Genomic DNA, 16,769 nt, shown 5'->3' with positions numbered 1-16,769 from the left:
GCTGGCCGTATGGCTGTTCGTGCTGGTGTCGGGCTTCGCGAATGCTTGCCTGTTGGAAGCTCCTGATCATGGCGGGCAACTGTCTTCCTCTGAGAGCTCTCACGTCACGAGCCATGCTGCGGCGCCTACCCACGACACTGAACCAAGCTCCAAGGCGCCGTGTCTCCTGGGAGCGAGAGGCGGTATGCATGCCAAGCGTCAAGGGAAGTGCAAAGCTGCAGAAAAGGCGTCTTTTGATCATGATTAAAGGAGATAAAAAAGGCTGGGCTCAGCTTTCAGCGAGCAATTTATCGATGAGTTGATTGAGCTCAGCGAAGTCCGGCTTGCCCACAATGCGTTTCACCACCACACCCCGCTTGTTGACGAGGAAGGTTGTAGGGGTGACATTGACATCTCCCCACGCCTTGGCCACCACTCCGGTATTGTCAATGGCTACAGGGAACGGCAGCTTGCGTGTTTGGGCGAAGTTGACCACATAGACCGGGGGGTCATAGTTCATAGCCACAGCAATGGTCTCGTAGCCGCGGCTGCGGAACTTCTCGTAGGTGGCCGACAGCATGGGCATCTCGGCCACGCATGTGGTGCAACTGGTCGCCCAGAAGTTGATCAACGTCACCTTTCCCCTGAGGTCGGAAGTGGACACCGACGATCCGTCCAGCAGCGTGAAAGAACTTTCTGGGGCGGCCGAGGAATTCATGCAACCGGCGAGCGTCAGGGAGGCTGCTGCGAAAGCAAGCAGGTGTCGAAGAGGTTTCATGTGTGCACCTGTTTGGGGTGGGGACGGGGGGCATATCCGATTGGAGCTTCCGGTGGCACCCTTGGTTCACTGAGGCTCATTCGCTGCGGTAGGACTCTCCCCGCTCATCAGCGATGCAAGCACCAGCGCCATCGCTCCGCCCACGATGGTCATGTCGGCGACGTTGAAGGCAGGCCAGTGCCATCCGCGCAGGTGAAGGTCGAGGTAGTCAATGACTTGACCGCGCACCGCCCGGTCGAATGCGTTGCCCAAGGCGCCGCCCAAGATGAGACTGTAAGAAAGACCTTCCAGCTTGCGCAGTGGGCTGTACAGCTGTCGCACCAGCCAGGCTGAGACCACAAGAGCGATCACGAGGAAGAACCACCGTTGCCAGCCACCTGCGCCAGCGAGGAAGCTGAAAGCCGCGCCAGGGTTGAGCACGTGAACGAGGTTAAAAAAGGGGGTGACCTCGCGCGACCATCCCAAGGGTGTCGTCGCATCGATATAACTCTTGGTACCCTGATCGGCGAGAAAAGCAATGATCGCGAGTGCATACCACTGCAATTTTCTGGAGAGATGATTCATATGGTTTCACTTCGATTTGGGGACTTCACGCTCGGCGCTGACAAGGCGTAAAACGGAGCCTGATGTTTTCTTCACTAGCGCGAGTAGAGCCTGAAGGAGGAAAGATCCGAAACCGAACCAGATCGCCCGAATTCGCGCAGCACAGGTAGACGCAAACGACGGAGCCCAGCTCGGCCTCACAGCGACAATCACAAGCTCCGCCCTGTGATCGGCACCTCTCGGGCCATGCGTTGGGCCCAAGAGCCCGCACCCGCAGCGCAAGCCCAACCCAGGGCAAGGCCGGCGATCACGTCCATTGGAAAATGCGCACCCAGTACGATGCGCGACCAGCCCACTGCGGCGGCAAACACCAGCGAGCCGACCCTGCCCACCCTGCCCAGTGCAGGCCAAAGTGCTGCCGCCAGGACGCCGACGTAGACCGAGTGGCCGCTGGGCATCGTGTACCGGCTGTCAGGTGCAGAGTGGGCCCGGTACACCGCATCTCCCAGGACCACGAACGGACGCGGCAGCGCGAAAACCGCCTTGAAGATCGCTGCAACGGCCATCGCAAGGGCCAGGCCGAGCACAAATCTGCACAACGGCACGTCAAGCGGTTTTGACTTCTCCCGAACCAGTGCTCGCCGCCAAACCAGCATCAGGAGCACGACCGCCGGCGCTCCCCAGTAGCTACCTAGCACGCTCAGGATTTCGGGCGCCCAGAGCCAACCGTCAGACACGGCGCCCCGGGTGGCAAGGAAGAGGTCCACGTTGGCACCACCCCAGTCATACAGCCAGCGTTTCGTCCACTGTGCTGCGGAGTCCGGCACTTGCATCCCTGTCAGGCCGTCTTGAGCTTGAGTAGGCGCAAGCCATTGAAGACGACGAGCATGCTAGCTCCCATGTCTGCGAACACTGCCATCCACATGGTGGCATCACCCGTGAATGTCAGCGCGAGGAAAACCGCCTTGATGCCCAGAGCCAGAACGATGTTTTGCGTCAGTATCGAGGCCGTGGTGCGAGACAGGCGGATGAACGTCGGAATCTTGCGCAGGTCGTCGTCCATCAGGGCGACGTCGGCCGTCTCGATAGCGGTGTCGGTGCCGGCCGCACCCATGGCGAAACCAATGTCGGAACGCGCAAGGGCGGGCGAGTCGTTGATGCCGTCCCCCACCATGCCGACCTGGCCCCCACCGCCGATGAGGCTCTCAATAGTCTTGAGCTTGTCTTCGGGCAGCTGGTCGCCACGGGCTTCGGAGATCCCGACCTGGGCCGCGATGGCGTCCGCCGTGTACTGGTTGTCCCCGGTGAGCATCAGCGTGCGCACGCCGAGCGACTGCAGGTCGGCCACGGCTTCGCGGCTGGTTTCCTTCACTGTGTCAGCGACGGCGAAGATGCCGAGCACCGTGGTGTCGTTCATCAGCAGGACGGCTGTCTTGCCCTGGCGCTCCAGGGCTTGCAGCTGGGATTGCAACGCGACCTCGCTGAGGCCGAGCTCTTTCGCGAGACGGTGATTGCCCATCTGCAGCATCCGGCCGGCAATGCGGCCGCGCACACCGCGCCCCGGCAACGCCGCGAAATCTTCAACTTCGTGCAGCGAGACGCCGTCCCATTTCGCCTTGCGGGCAATGGCTTGAGACACTGGGTGGTCTGATCGCGCAGCGAGGCTCGCAGCCCAGGCCGCCACCTGCTGGGCATCGCCGATCAGCGCCAGGAAGTCGGTCTGCTCAGGCTTTCCGTTGGTGAGCGTGCCGGTCTTGTCCAGCGCCAAGGCCTTGATTTTGCGCCCGCCCTCCAGATAAACGCCGCCCTTGATCAGGATGCCGCGCCTGGCGGCGGCGGCAAGACCGCTGACAATAGTGACGGGAGTGGAAATCACTAAAGCGCAGGGGCACGCGATCACCAGCAGCACCAGTGCCTTGTAGATCCAGTCGAACCAGACGCCGCCGAAGGCCAGCGGTGGAACGACGGCAACCAGCAAGGCCACTAGGAACACAGCCGGGGTGTAGACCCGCGCGAACTGGTCGACGAAGCGCTGCGTGGGCGCGCGGCTGCCCTGCGCGGACTCCACTGCGTGGATGATGCGTGCGAGCGTCGAGTCGCTTGCGCCAGCGGTCACCTTGTACTCAAAGGAGCCGGTCTCGTTGATGGTGCCCGCGAACACCTGGTCGCCTTCCGCTTTCTCAACGGGAAGGCTCTCGCCGGTGATGGGAGCCTGGTTGATGGCCGAACGGCCTGCGGTGATGAGGCCGTCCAGCGCGATGCGCTCGCCGGGACGCACGCGAACCACTGCGCCCTTGGCGATCTCCTTGGCCGGCATTTCCTTCCACGAGCCGTCGGCCTGCCGCATGGTCGCGGTCTCTGGTGCCAGGTCCATCAGACCGCGAATCGCATTGCGGGCGCGGTCCAGCGACTTCGCCTCGATCACTTCGGCCAGCGCAAAGAGGAACATGACCATGGCCGCCTCGGGCCAGTGGCCGATCGCCATACCGCCTGTGACTGCGATGGACATCAGCGCGTTCATGTTCAGGTTGCGGTTTTTCAGGGCGATCCAGCCCTTCTTGTAGGTGCTCAGGCCGCCAGTGAAGATCGAGACCAGGGCGAGCACGACCACCGCCCAGTGAAATCCGTCGTTGGCCCAATAGACGCCTTCGGCGACCACCGCCGTGATGCCGGAGACTGCCATTGGCCACCAGCTGGCCTTGTGCGCGGGCGCCTCAGAAACGCGCGGCTCATCGGTCTTGTGCACCTCGGTTTCCATGCCCAGTGACTCAATCGCTTCGATCACTGGCTTGATTGCTTCAGGCGCGTGTCGGACTGTGAGCATGCGCTGCATCAGGTTGAAGTCCAGGCCTTGCACGCCTGGCATGCCTTGCAGCTTGCCTCGGATCAGGCTTTCCTCGGTCGGGCAGTCCATCTTGGCGATGCGCAGCAGTGTGGTGACGGTGTGCAGATCCAGCCGCTCGGCCCGCATGCCTATCGAATCGAGCGCCTTCTCGATCGGCGCTGTCGAAGCAAGGGTGTGCTGGACGCCCAGTACCCGTTGCATCAGGTTGAAGTCCAGGGCAGTCACGCCTGGCTCCTTGCCCAAGCGGTTGCGGATCAGAGCCTCCTCCGTTGGGCAATCCATGTTCTGGATCCGGTACGTCACGCGCTCGCCGGCCGGCGTCGGGGAAACTGGCTCGGTTGGCCGAAGCTGAGACGTCGGGGACTCGACAAGTGGCACGGCTGCCACCGCCCCCCCGGGAAGGGCGGTCTGTTCCTTGGCATGCATGCCAATGGAAGCCAGAACCTGCTCCATCTGCGCGCGCGCCTCGGCGAGGTGCTTGACCGACAGTGTGCGCCCCGCCAGGTCAAATTTCAGGTCCTGGACCCCCTCAACCGCGCCCAGGTGCGAGCGGATGACCTTCTCCTCGCTCGGGCAGTCCATGTTTTCGATGCGGTAGGTGGTCGACACCGCCGCATCTCGGACGGCCTGCGCCTTCATGCCCACTGCGTTCAATGCCTGCTCCAGGACATCGGCCGTCACCTGGCTGTGCGCAACGGTCAGCTTGCGCTGAGGAAGATCGAATTCCAGCCGCTCCACGCCGGGTATCCCCTCCAGCGTATACCTCACCAGTCCTTCTTCGCGGCGGCAGTCCATGTTGCTCACATGGAAAATAGTGGTATCCGTGCCGGTTTTCTCTCCGGCACAAGTCGCCTGTTGGCCATTGTCGCCAGAGCAGCCGCATGAATTGGAGGAGTCTTTGGTCATAGGTCGCTCATTCTTCGTTGCAAAGTGTTTCCCCGCGTGTCATGATTGGACAATCTCTAGTTGATATAGAGTCAAGCTTTACGGAGAACAACCATGCTGCGGATCGGTGAACTGGCCAAAAGGGCGGACTGTCTGGTGCAAACGGTGCGCTTTTACGAATCCGAGGGCTTGCTGCTTGAGCCGGCGCGCAGCGAGGGCAATTTCAGACTGTACGACGACGTCCACCTGCAGCGCTTGCTGTTCATCCGCCGCTGTCGGGCCAAGGACATGACCCTCGATGAAATCCGGCAACTGCTGAGTTTCCGGGATCGGCCTGAGCTGGACTGCGGTGAGGTGAATTCGCTGGTGGACTCCCATATCGTCCAGGTGCGGGCCAAGATCAAGGAGTTGCGGGAGTTGGAGCGCGAGTTGACCGACCTGCGGCGTTCCTGCGATACCGCCCGCACGGCGCGCGAGTGCGGCATTCTTAACGGCTTGGCCGAGCCCGCCTGAGGCTCAGGCGGCGCACTGGGGAGCCGGTACTGCAGGTAGCGCCCGCTTGTGGGCCGTGCGGCGGTAGGTCAGCAGGATGACCTCGGCGCTGACGGGGTCCACTTGCCTGCCTTCCAGGAAGTCGTCGATCGCATCGTAGCTAACGCCCAGCGCTACCTCATCGGGGCGCAGTGGTCGCATGGTTTCCAGATCGGCGGTGGGAGTTTTGTGCGCTAGCTCCTCGTCACCTCCGAGTGCCAAGGCCATGGCCCGAACCCGACGCTTGGTGAGACCGCCCAGCGGACTCAGGTCGAACCCGCCGTCGCCGAACTTGGTGAAGAAACCCATCACAGCCTCGGCGGCATGGTCCGTACCGACCACAAGTCCGCTGTTTGTGCCTGCAACGGCGTACTGCGCGATCATTCGCTGGCGCGCCTTGACGTTGCCAAGCACGAAGTCCGTCTGCCACTGGTCGTTGAACTTGAGGCCACCGGCCTTCAGCTGCGCGAGCATTGCGTCGGCAGCCGGCTTGATGTCGATGGCCAGCGTTTCATCTGGATCGATGAAGGCCACCGCGCGCTGGGCGTCAGCCTGGTCGGCCTGCACTCCATATGGAAGCCGCATCGCGATGAAGCGAACCGGCATGCCCGAGGAGCGCGACTGCTCTGCAGCGAGTTGGCACAGCCGCCCGGCGACGCTGGAATCCACCCCGCCGCTGATCCCGAGCACAAGCGATCCTGCGGCGGCGCCGCGCGCGTACTCCATGAGGAATTGCGTGCGCTTGGTGATCTCTGCTGACACATCGAAGTGCGGATCGACGCCCAGCTCAGCGGCAATGCGATTTTGTTCGTTCGTCATGGCCAGGTATCCTATCGGCGGTGCAAGGTGACCGGGTCCAACTCCGATGGCCACGGTCCATGCTCCATCACACCAAAGCGCCCGGTGCCAACGTTCCGGGGAGGGATACAGCCAAGGGCATGACCCAAGGGAGCCAACGCGAGACGGACGACTTGGACCAGCATCTCGGAACAAAAGTGAGTTCTCCACGCCAGACCGAGCATCGCTGCATGACTGCGCAAGTGCAGGCCAAGATACGGCTGCGAAACGATATGGCCCAACTCAAGCGCCCGCCACGCCGCGAGCCGGTCGCCGGCAGCTTCGCGAGAAGCTGCGAGACCCTTCTCACGCAGGAATGCGGCGCGGGCGAGCCCATAGTCTTTATCGGAAGCGCCGTGCGCCTTTGGCTGGCTGCGGAAGGGGTGGACCAGTTGCGACCCGTAGTCCATCGGAAAGTCGGTTTCCTTCAGCCCCACTTCGCTGGGTCCGAGCTTGTGCTTGGGCAGCCGGAAGGTGCCGAAGAGGTGATCCCAAAGCATCCAGAACTCGCCATAGTTGACTTGGGCGTCTTCGTATTCGCGCTTGTGGTGCCAGCGGTGGACTTCAGCGGCCCCGATCACGAAGCGCAGCGCCCCGACCCGGTAATCCAGGTTGGAGTGCTGGAAGGCCAGGTGCACTGCCAGCAGGCCGAGCCATGCTCCGATGGCCAATGCTGGCGCCCCCATCAACACTACGGCAAGCAAGCCGGGTGCGGCCATTATTCCCGCATGCAGGGGGTGCCGGCGCTCGCCGTTGAGCCAGTAGAGGCGCTCCGAGCTGTGATGGATTGCGTGGAAACCCCAGAGCCAGGTAACGCGGTGGCTAAGCCAATGGACACTGTAGAGGCTCAGGTCGAGTACCGCACCGACGGCAAGGGCCTGTGCCCAAAATGGCCACTGATCCGGCCACCACGTCCCGGCGGACCACAGCGGCGCCAGCGCAGCAATAACGCCGTGGACCGCGAGGAGCACGACGAGATTGACCACCGTGTGGATCGCATCGCAGACGGTGTCCCGGTGGTCGCGAGCCCATTCGGTGTGAAAGGGCAGCCGCCGCTCCAGTAGGGCGACGCACGCGAGGGCTGCAGCCACCGTGAGCGGCACCGTGGGGAAATACGGCCAGCCGCCAGCGAGTGCACCGAAAAGCACCAGCGCGGTGGCACCAAGGATCAGCGGGTAGCTGCCATACCGGATGACAGTCTCCAGGAACGGGGTTTCTTTTGTACTCATCATCTCTCCTCACAAAGGTCTGGCAGGAATTGGAAACCCTCTAGTTGCAGTAGAGTCAAGCAGACCCGATCAGAGACCCTCGGCAGGCCCGGGCTGCGGGCAACCCGCGCCCTCATTGCACCTATAGTCCCTTGCGATGGCGTGCATCGCGCGCCCCAAAAGTGCATTGCCGCCCCATGTTCAAGCCACCTACCTCCCTCACTGCTTATCTCCTCATGCTGCTGCTCACGCTGTGGGGAGGCGCGGCATCAGCGCAGCTTGGCGGCAAGAGCGTGGTGGCGACCGAGCGCACCCGAGCCGAACTGCTGGCCCATGCGCCCGATGGCCTGGAGCCGGGCAAACCAGTCTGGGTTGGCCTGCAACTTGCGCATCAGCCTGAGTGGCACTCGTACTGGAAAAATCCCGGGGACTCCGGACTTCCCACCAAGCTGGAATGGAAACTACCCGTCGGCGTGCTGGCGGGTGAGATTGCGTGGCCCATGCCTCGCAAATATCCCATCGGCACGTTAATCAACTACGGCTACGAGCACACCGTGCTGTTGCCGGTCCCGCTGACCATCACGCCGGAATTCAAGCCTTCGCTTCTGGGTGGCGCGCTGGAAGTCAAGCTCAAGGCTCAGTGGTTGGTGTGCCGCAAGGAGTGCATCCCCGAGGAAGGCGAGTTTTTGCTGGCGATTCCCGCTAGGAGCGCGATAGCCCTGCATGGACCCGTCTTCCAGGCGAGCTTTGCGGCACAGCCCAAGCAACTAGCAGGCAAGGCCACCGCCACGATTGATGAAAATTCCTTGCGACTTCGCGTCAGCGGGCTGCCCGCGGACCTTCGGGAAACGCCGTTGGAATTCTTCCCCGAGTCGCAGGAAGTGATCGAGACTTCCGCGCCATGGAGCCAGGCATGGGAAGGCAAGATCTGGACCGCACGGGTCCCGCTCTCGCCTCAGCGAAGTCAGAGCCCGGATGTGATGCCGATCGTTCTGACCCAAGGCAACAAAGGATGGCGGGTCGACGCTCTGGTGCAAGGGCCCTGGCCTGCAATGGCGGCGCCGGTCACTATGTCGCCGGCGCTGCAGGAAGCGCTTCGCAAGAACGTGATCGCAGCCGGGACTGAATCGGGCTCCGGGCTGTCACTCATGGTTGCCTTGCTGGGCGCATTGCTCGGTGGGCTGATCCTGAACCTGATGCCTTGCGTCTTCCCGGTGCTTGCGATCAAGGTTGTCGGCTTTACGCAGCATGCCGCAAACCAGCGGGCTCGGCGGCTCGACGGGGCGGCATACTCCGCTGGGGTAGTCGCGTCTTTTATGGCGCTGGGCCTGATACTCGTCGCGCTACGCGGAGCGGGGCAACAGCTCGGCTGGGGGTTTCAATTGCAAGTGCCCGGGGTGGTCGCCGCGCTGGCTGTCTTGTTCGCGCTGATCGGCCTGAACCTGGCGGGACTGTTTGAGGTCCGCCAGTGCATTCCAGCCCGTTTGGCGTCTCTGCAGAGCAACAATCCAGTCGCTAACGCTTTCTTATCCGGCGTGCTGGCGGTGGTCGTCGCCTCCCCCTGCACGGCCCCTTTCATGGGCGCCGCGCTTGGGCTCGCGGTGGCACTGCCCGCCGCTCAGGCCATCTTGATCTTTGCGACGCTTGGCGCTGGCATGGCGCTGCCGTATCTCGTCGCAAGCTGGATCCCGGCCTTTACGCAACTGCTGCCTCGCCCCGGTGAGTGGACGGTTACCTTCCGCAAACTGATGGCCTATCCGATGTTTGCGGCGGTGGCTTGGCTGATTTGGGTGCTTGGGCAGCAAACCGGGATCGACGCGGCCGGCGCCTTGCTCGCGGTGTTGGTTGCCACCAGCATGCTGGCCTGGAGCCTGAGCTTGTTGGGACGCACGCGCTTGATAGTCGGGGGTATCGCCGTTGCATGGACGGCAGGATGCGCCTGGCTGCTCGTCGGCCAGATCAGCACCGTCCGACCGCCGCAGGCAGCGGCGGTGAGTGATAGCGTCTGGCAGAACTGGGCACCGGGCCGGGCGGAGCTACTGCTGGCCAGCGGCCGCCCCGTGTTTGTCGATTTCACCGCTGCGTGGTGCGTCACTTGCCAGTACAACAAGAAGACGGTGCTGCAGGACCCGCAAGTGCTGGCAGCATTTGCATCTAAGGACGTCGCTTTGTTACGCGCTGACTGGACGATCCGCGACCCGGAGATTACCGCCGAACTGGGAAAATTTGGGCGAAGTGGCGTACCTTTGTACGTGCTCTACAGCGGAAATGGGCCTGCGCAAGTTTTGTCAGAGATGTTGAGCGCATCCGAACTTCGCGCAACGCTTTCGGCTTTGCCCTCGATTCCGTCGCTGCCAGTTCCACATGCTCCGCAGCAGTTCCTTGGCTTGCGACCTTGACCCTCTAGTTGCTGGAGGTCTGAATATGTGCGTACTCGAAAGGAACAAGCATGGCTGAAAACGACGAAGACGACGAACTCGGCGGGCGCGACGTAAACAATGCAGCTGACCGCAAGATCTTGTGGACCGTGTTGCTGATTAACCTGGCGCAGTCCACCGCCGGTATTGGCCTTGGACTGTGGGCTGCCTCGACCGCACTGATGGGTTCCGGCCTAGACAACCTTGCCGATGCTTCAGTCTATGCGGTCAGCTTGTACGCGGTCGGTCGAGCAGCTATGGTCAAAGTCCGCGCAGCGCGTTTGTCGGGCTTCTTGCTCATTGGCCTTGCCGTGCTGCTGATGGTGGAGGTCTTGCGCCGCTTTTCCGGTGACGAGGAGCCTGTGGGCCCAGCAATGATGGTTATAGCTGCGGCGAATGCAGCTTTGAACTTGGTGTGCCTGAGGCTGCTGCGCGGTCACCACGGTGAAGACGTGAACTTCAAGGCCTCAGCAATTTTCACGAATAACGATTCCATGGTTAACGGCGCCATTGTTCTGTCCGGGGCCCTGGTCATGTGGCTGGGATCAAATATCCCGGACCTGATATTGGGAATCGTCGTAGCTGCCATTGCAGCGAACGGGGGACGCGAAATACTGCAGGAAGCATCGAAAGCCGTCCCGGACTGACTTGGGCTTCATGGAACCCCTACGTAGCGACAAACGACAAGGGGTGCTGAACAGCGATGCAACGTCGACCAGCAAAGGCAGAAACGACACATTTCAGTTTGCAGATAGTCATCAACTTCACCCGCCATGCAGCCGTCGCGACCGCCTACTTTCACTACAGGCGCTGAAGCCGTTTGAGCAACCGGCATCCAGCCATGTCTTGCCGGGGATTAGGAGGAGCTCGGAGCAGAGGTTGGTACAGCCACAGTCAGTCTTCGGCCGCGATCCATGTGGCGTGTCCGGGCTTCTTTTCTCGCATCAAGCCCAGGCACACATCGCTCACGAGTTCCGGGGTTCCAAAAACATGACAGCAATAGCAGTTCGAGAGCTAATAGGCTGTCGCACTCAACGTATGCGAGACAGGAGCATTCACTTTCAGAAGCGGGCGATCAGCGGACCGCTTGTTTGTTGAGCGCCATGCAATGAAAGCCTGGCCCATGGCCGCGTCGATGGTGTTGAACAGGCCGTTCAGGCGTGCCACCGCTTCACTGACCAGCCTGCGGATCGAACGCAATAGTTGTTCTTGGTCACTGCGCAGTCACCCTGCATCACGTCTGATTCTCGTAATTCGTGCGGGACAACAACGGGATCGGTCCGCACATCCGAAGCGGCGCCATGACTTGCCCCCTTCGGCTTATGCAGTTTGCACTGCAAGGACGGGGGGCGATGCTGAATGTAAGTCGTGTCAGGGCGCGAGTATTGCCGCCACTGGCGCACCGACACGGCGAAGTGCCCAGCTTGGATGCTTCTGGGAGCGTTCCAGGTCAGCCAGCACTTCACCGCGGCTCGCGACCTTGCCCTTGACCGGTACGGGAGCTCCAAAGCGGTGGTACTGCCACAGGCCGTCCTTCTTGGACTGATCCATCTCCGCCAGGACCTGATCACGCGATTTGCCCGCTTGCGCGTGTTCTGGGTGCGTCGTGTATCCCATCTCGGTGGTCGCAGGATGGATCACGCTGCTGGCCATGGCTGGGGCAACTGCCGCAGAAAGCGACAAGGCGGCCAGGAAGGTGCGAACTGTCATGTGTATCTCCTTGGGTTTGAATGCACGTGCCCCGGAAACTGCACCAATGTCTGGCCAGCCGACGAGTCACGTGTGACAGTTTGCTGACCGTATGCCGACAGCTTGCGCACCGCAAGATTACAAGTTTGTTATGTTGCCGCGCCTGTCTGTGTGATCGATTCGACACTGCCGGGCATTGGATCGGCCGGCGCTCCAAAGTGGTCGTTCCGCCTCGGATGCCACTACAATTTTCCGGATGCACTCCCGCACCCGTCTGCTTGTATTCCTATTGGTACTGTTGCCGCTGCAATTGTGCTGGGCGGTGGTGGGCGCGTACTGCAACGATGACGGACCGGGTTCCTTACCTCCTGTGTCAATGCATTGCTGCGAGCACGCCCAACTGCGGGACGTAGCAATGGACGAATCCACCCGAGCTGGCGATGCAGCGCCCAGTGTGGACTGTGGTTCCTGCCATCTGCAGGGCACCGAAGCCGTTCAGGCGCAACGCGATCTACTGCCGGCCTTTCCCCTGGGGCGCTATTACATCGACACGCGCGGGTGGCCGTCTTCAGAGTCCGCCAGTCGCCCCGAACGCCCGCAGTGGCCCGCCCTGGCCTGACCAGGGCATCGGTCACCACCGTCTCCGATCCCCGCCAAGCGTGCCAGCACAGCGTGTGCTGGCCTCATTTGCATGCCTTCGGGATCTTTCCATGTCCTCCACTGTCGGGCCGAATGGCTCTGGAATCTTCACACGCAGTTGTGCCTTGATCGGTGCCTCCTGCCAGAACCGTTGTTCAAGGAGGTGTCGATGAGCCGACCCTCGGTGCTGCTCCTGATCGCCTGGCTGCTGGCTGTGTCCGCCACCGGCAGTGCATTGTTCATCGGCGAAGTCATGGGCATGGCTCCTTGCGTCTTGTGCTGGTACCAGCGCATTGCCATGTTCCCGCTGGTCTTGCTTCTGGGAATGGCCTTTTACAGCGACGACCGCCGGGGCGCTGTCTATGCCTTGCCTCTGGCGCTGGCGGGTGCGGTCGTGGCTGGTTACCACAGCCTCTTGGCGGCAGGCCTGGTGCCCAAGGCTTGGGTCCCCTGCGGCGCCGGCGTGTCATGCGCCGATCAGAAGCTCGATATCCTCTACGGCATTGAGTTGCCCTGGCTTTCACTGGCGGCGTTCATTGCCATCGCCGTCTCGCTCTCCCTCTATCTGCGAAAAACAGACAAATGAAACACCGAAAACTCATCATCTTCCTCGTGCTGGGCATGGCCTTTGTGGCATTCCTTGTCGGCGTGAATCTGTACCAGAGTCGCGTGCAAAGTGCACAGGAGCTGCAGGTGGCAGGACAAGCCGAACGCCTGGTCCGCATGCATTCACCCGTGATCGGGCCCCGTGAGGCACCAGTGACCATCGTCGAGTTCTTCGATCCCGCATGCGAGACCTGCCGCGCCTTTTATCCGGTGGTCAAGGAATTGATGCAGCAGTACCCCACCGAAGTGCGGCTGGTCATCCGCTACGCGCCTTTCCACCGAGGGTCGGAGCAGGTGGTCAAGCTACTGGAATCGGCCCGGCGGCAGGACAAGTACCTGGCCGTGCTGGAGGCGGTGCTGGCCGCACAGCCGCAGTGGGCGGACCATGGAAACCCCAACCTGGAGTTGGCCTACAAGGCGGCTGAACAGGCGGGGCTGGACATGCAACGGGCGCGGGCGGACATCGAAGCCCCTGCATTGGACGCCGTGGTGCTACAGGACGTGCAGGACCTGACCGCCCTCAAGGTCGAAAAGACCCCGACCTTCTTCGTCAACGGGCGCCCGCTACCCAGCTTTGGCCACAAACAGCTGGCCGACTTAGTGGCGCAGGAGGTCTCCAAAACCAAGAAATGAAAGCGGGACATTCAGCAAGCGCTCCGCAAGCCCACCGGTGGACTTGGCGCGCGCTGACGAACGCTCAGTGCGAATGCGCATGCTCCTTGGTTTCCGAGCGGCTTGGCTTGGCGGCTGGCTCCACCCGTGTACCGCGAAGCAGACGCAGCCCGTTGGCAACCACCAGCAAGCTCGCTCCCATGTCCGCGAAGACCGCCATCCACATGGTGGCCGTGCCAACGACAGCCATCACCAGGAAGACGCTCTTGATGCCCAGTGCCAGGGTGATGTTCTGCCAGAGAATGGCGTGGGTGCGCTTGGATAGACGCACTGTCTCGGCGACGCGCTGCAGGTCATCGTTCATGATGACTACATCGGCGGCTTCCATGGCCGTGTCAGTTCCCGCTGCACCCATGGCAAAACCGATGTCGGCCTGCGCCAGCGCCGGCGCATCGTTGATGCCGTCGCCGGTCATGCCGGTAGCGCCATAGCGCTTTTGCATTTCCTTGATGGCATCGAGTTTGGCTTCGGGCAGCAGATCGCCACGGGCATCATCAATGCCGGCCTGGGCAGCGATGGCCTTTGCCGTGGCCGTGTTGTCACCCGTCAGCATCACCGACGTCACTCCCAGCGCCTTGAGGTCGACGATGGCCTGCCTCGACGTCTCGCGGATGGTGTCCGCTACCGCAAACAGCGCCAGGACGCGCGATTCGTCCGCCAGGAGGGTGACCGTGCGGCCTTGTTTTTCGTGGGTCGCCAGCTCCGCCTCCAGCTCCGGACCGCACAGTCCTTGCTCATGGATCAGACGGTGATTGCCCAGCATCAAGCGCATACCATTGACCATGCCTTCGACACCGCGCCCAGGCAAGGCCTTGAAGCTTTCTGCTTCTGGGCCCTTTACGTCCAAGCCCTGGACAATCGCCTTTGAAACCGGGTGATCGGAGCGAGCCGCCAGGCTGGCAGCCATTTGCTGGACTGCTGCCTCGTCACCGGCACCCCACACCTGCCACTTCACCAGCTTGGGTTTGCCTTCGGTGATGGTGCCGGTCTTGTCCAGCGCCACCGCCTTCAGGAGCCGGGCATCTTCCAGGTAGGTGCCGCCCTTGATCAGAATCCCGCGGCGCGCTCCTGCGGCCAATCCGCTGACCACCGTGACCGGCGTGGAAATGACCAGAGCGCATGGGCAGGCGATCACCAGCAGGACCAGGGCCTTGTAGAGCGCCTCCAGCCAGGTAAGTCCCATCAGGAAAGGAGTGAGGACCGCCACCGCCACGGCAATGGCGAAGACTGCGGGGGTGTAGATGGAGGCGAACCGATCCACAAAGCGCTGCGTCGGAGCGCGCGTGCCCTGCGCCTGCTCAACGGCTTGGATGATCCTGGCCAGGGTGGTGTTGCTCGACAAGGCTGTGACCTCGAACTCCAGCTCACCAGTCTCGTTGATCGTGCCGGCGAACACCTGGTCGCCAGGTGCCTTGTCCACGGGGATGCTCTCGCCAGTCACGGGGGCCTGGTTGATGGCGCCATTGCCCTTGGTCACCTTACCGTCCAGCGGCACGCGTTCGCCCGGCTTGATGCGCACGGTCGCTCCGATGGCCACCAAAGCCACCGGTGTAGCGGTCCATGCTCCGTTGGTGCCCAGTACCAAAGCCTCTTCGGGCGCCAGTTCCAGCAAGCCCTTGATAGCGTTTCGGGCCCGGTCCACCGCCTTGGCCTCGATCAACTCGGCAATCGCGTACAGGGCCATCACCATGGCGGCCTCCGGCCACTGGCCGATGAGGAAGGCTCCTGTGACGGCCACCGACATCAGCGCATTGATGTTCAGCTTGCCGCGCAGCAGCGCTGCAAGGCCTTTCTTGTAGGTGTCGATCCCGGCAAGCCAGATAGCCAGCGCGGCGATGGCCATGCCCGCCACCTTCCAGGCCATTTGATCGGGAGCAAAGAACGAGAGGACCTCAGCCCCCGTGGCGAACACGAGCGCGGCTACCAGTCGGGAGATGCCGCCTGCAAAACCATGTCCATGGTCGTCGCCTTCGGCTGGTTCGCCCGCCTGTCCGCCCTCGGAGCCATTGGCGCCGGCCACTGGCTGCGGATCGAAGCCCGCTTTGCGGATTGCGTCGAGGGCCAGCGGGTAGGTGCCTTCGTCGGCATCGATCTTCAGCGTCCGCGCACCGAGCTGAAAGCCCAGAGAGCGAATCCCATCCAGAGGCTCCAGCGCTCGGCGAATCTCCGCCTCCTCGGCGCTGCAGTCCATGGTCGCAATGCGAAACACCCGGCCCTGGCTACCCTGGGTGTTTGCCGCAGCGACCACCGGCTGTGGATCGAAGCCCGCCTTGCGGATGGCATCGAGCGCCAGGGACAAGGCGCGATCCTCCGCATCGATCTTCAGCGTGCGCGCGCCCAGCTGGAAGCCCAAAGAGCGGATTCCCTCCAGAGGTTCCAGCGCCCGCCGGATCTCCGACTCCTCAGCGCTGCAGTCCATGGTGGCGATTCGGAACAGCTTGCCTTGGCCCGGGCTGCTTGCGGCTGCAGGGGCCGCTGCTGCGGGACTGGAACAGCCCGAGGAGCAGCAGGTGTCAACAACGCTGGGAGGAGTGCTGGTTTCTGATTTCATGGCCTAATTGGAAACCCTGTAGTGACCTTAAAGTCAAGCGACAAGCCAGATGTCGCTGCCTTGTCCTACGTAAAACAGATTTTGCAAAGGACGCTTCATGAAAATCGGCGAACTTGCCAAGGCCACCGGCACGCAGACCGAGACCATCCGCTATTACGAGCGCGAGAACCTGCTGCCGACCGCGATGCGCACAGAAAGCAATTACAGGGTCTACGACAGCAGCCATGTCGAGCGCCTGGCCTTCATTCGCCATTGCCGCTGCCTGGACATGACGCTCGACGAGATCCGGGTGTTGTTGCATTTCAAGGACGCTCCGGATGAAAACTGCGGCTCGGTGGACGCGCTTCTTCAGGAGCACATCGGGCACGTGGTCTCTCGCATCCGGGAACTCCAAGCACTGGAGTCCGAATTGCGCAGCTTGCAACAGCAGTGCTCACCAGGCCACCTCGCCGGTGAGTGCGGCATCTTAGGCGGGTTGGCCAATGCGGCACTGCAACACAATCACATGCAGCCCAGCGAGGCCCACCCGCCAGGTGCCCATCGTGATATCGGCGTGGCTCCCAGGCAGCGGGCCAATAAACGATGCTGA

The 16,769-nt window shown here is 62.2% G+C and carries 14 protein-coding genes; 6 read left to right on the top strand and 8 right to left on the bottom strand.

What is annotated here, in order from left to right:
- Positions 1-268: 268 nt before the first annotated feature.
- The 4 genes from ACSQ3Y_RS33790 to ACSQ3Y_RS33775 all read right to left on the bottom strand — a co-directional run bounded on the left by ACSQ3Y_RS33790 (position 269) and on the right by ACSQ3Y_RS33775 (position 5,051).
- Positions 269-757: a TlpA disulfide reductase family protein gene (locus ACSQ3Y_RS33790; RefSeq protein ID WP_409956349.1), complete on the bottom strand. Its 489-nt coding sequence runs from the start codon at positions 755-757 to the stop codon at positions 269-271.
- 66 nt (positions 758-823) lie between these two features.
- On the bottom strand, positions 824-1,321 hold the full coding sequence (lspA, locus tag ACSQ3Y_RS33785; protein ID WP_409956350.1) for a signal peptidase II: 498 nt from the start codon (positions 1,319-1,321) through the stop codon (positions 824-826).
- Positions 1,322-1,509: 188 nt separating this feature from the next.
- On the bottom strand, positions 1,510-2,133 hold the full coding sequence (locus ACSQ3Y_RS33780; RefSeq protein ID WP_409956351.1) for a phosphatase PAP2 family protein: 624 nt from the start codon (positions 2,131-2,133) through the stop codon (positions 1,510-1,512).
- Positions 2,134-2,138: 5 nt separating this feature from the next.
- A complete protein-coding gene (locus ACSQ3Y_RS33775; RefSeq protein WP_436180390.1) occupies positions 2,139-5,051 on the bottom strand; it encodes a heavy metal translocating P-type ATPase in 2,913 nt (970 codons plus the stop codon).
- Positions 5,052-5,144: 93 nt separating this feature from the next.
- On the opposite strand from ACSQ3Y_RS33775, the gene cadR (ACSQ3Y_RS33770) reads away from it, so the two are divergent.
- Positions 5,145-5,543 (top strand): Cd(II)/Pb(II)-responsive transcriptional regulator, encoded by a 399-nt coding sequence (cadR, locus tag ACSQ3Y_RS33770; protein WP_436180389.1) that lies wholly within the window; start codon positions 5,145-5,147, stop codon positions 5,541-5,543.
- Between the two features lie 3 nt (positions 5,544-5,546).
- Here cadR (ACSQ3Y_RS33770) and nadE read toward each other — a convergent pair whose 3' ends face one another.
- A complete protein-coding gene (nadE, locus tag ACSQ3Y_RS33765; RefSeq protein ID WP_409956354.1) occupies positions 5,547-6,380 on the bottom strand; it encodes an ammonia-dependent NAD(+) synthetase in 834 nt (277 codons plus the stop codon).
- 11 nt (positions 6,381-6,391) lie between these two features.
- Entirely contained in the window at positions 6,392-7,627 is a 1,236-nt protein-coding gene (locus ACSQ3Y_RS33760; RefSeq protein ID WP_409956355.1) for a sterol desaturase family protein, read from the bottom strand.
- Between the two features lie 215 nt (positions 7,628-7,842).
- Here ACSQ3Y_RS33760 and ACSQ3Y_RS33755 point away from each other — a divergent pair, with 215 nt between their 5' ends.
- Both ACSQ3Y_RS33755 and ACSQ3Y_RS33750 read left to right on the top strand, forming a co-directional pair.
- Entirely contained in the window at positions 7,843-10,005 is a 2,163-nt protein-coding gene (locus ACSQ3Y_RS33755) for a protein-disulfide reductase DsbD family protein (RefSeq protein WP_436180388.1), read from the top strand.
- A 50-nt stretch (positions 10,006-10,055) separates the two neighbouring features.
- Complete coding sequence (locus ACSQ3Y_RS33750; RefSeq protein WP_409956357.1) at positions 10,056-10,670, top strand: cation transporter; 615 nt, start codon at positions 10,056-10,058, stop codon at positions 10,668-10,670.
- A gap of 724 nt (positions 10,671-11,394) precedes the next feature.
- Here the strand turns inward: ACSQ3Y_RS33750 and ACSQ3Y_RS33745 are convergent.
- A complete protein-coding gene (locus ACSQ3Y_RS33745; protein ID WP_436180387.1) occupies positions 11,395-11,733 on the bottom strand; it encodes a DUF4148 domain-containing protein in 339 nt (112 codons plus the stop codon).
- Positions 11,734-12,520: 787 nt separating this feature from the next.
- Here ACSQ3Y_RS33745 and ACSQ3Y_RS33740 point away from each other — a divergent pair.
- Together ACSQ3Y_RS33740 and ACSQ3Y_RS33735 are read left to right on the top strand one after the other, a co-directional pair.
- On the top strand, positions 12,521-12,937 hold the full coding sequence (locus tag ACSQ3Y_RS33740) for a disulfide bond formation protein B (protein ID WP_409956358.1): 417 nt from the start codon (positions 12,521-12,523) through the stop codon (positions 12,935-12,937).
- Entirely contained in the window at positions 12,934-13,590 is a 657-nt protein-coding gene (locus ACSQ3Y_RS33735; protein WP_409956359.1) for a DsbA family protein, read from the top strand. The genes ACSQ3Y_RS33740 and ACSQ3Y_RS33735 overlap by 4 nt, the downstream gene beginning before the upstream one ends.
- Before the next feature lie 64 nt (positions 13,591-13,654).
- On the opposite strand, the gene ACSQ3Y_RS33730 is transcribed toward ACSQ3Y_RS33735, so the two are convergent.
- Positions 13,655-16,180 carry a heavy metal translocating P-type ATPase gene (locus ACSQ3Y_RS33730; protein ID WP_409956360.1) on the bottom strand — a complete coding sequence of 842 codons (2,526 nt, stop codon included), beginning with the start codon at positions 16,178-16,180 and terminating at the stop codon, positions 13,655-13,657.
- 97 nt (positions 16,181-16,277) lie between these two features.
- Here ACSQ3Y_RS33730 and cadR (ACSQ3Y_RS33725) point away from each other — a divergent pair, with 97 nt between their 5' ends.
- Entirely contained in the window at positions 16,278-16,769 is a 492-nt protein-coding gene (gene cadR / locus ACSQ3Y_RS33725; protein WP_436180386.1) for a Cd(II)/Pb(II)-responsive transcriptional regulator, read from the top strand.

Origin of the sequence: Acidovorax sp. LjRoot66, from assembly GCF_964253305.1 — a bacterium.
GTDB lineage: Bacteria > Pseudomonadota > Gammaproteobacteria > Burkholderiales > Burkholderiaceae_C > Acidovorax.
The sequence above is the reverse complement of the archived record's forward strand: the minus strand, read 5'-3'. Positions and strand labels throughout refer to the sequence as shown.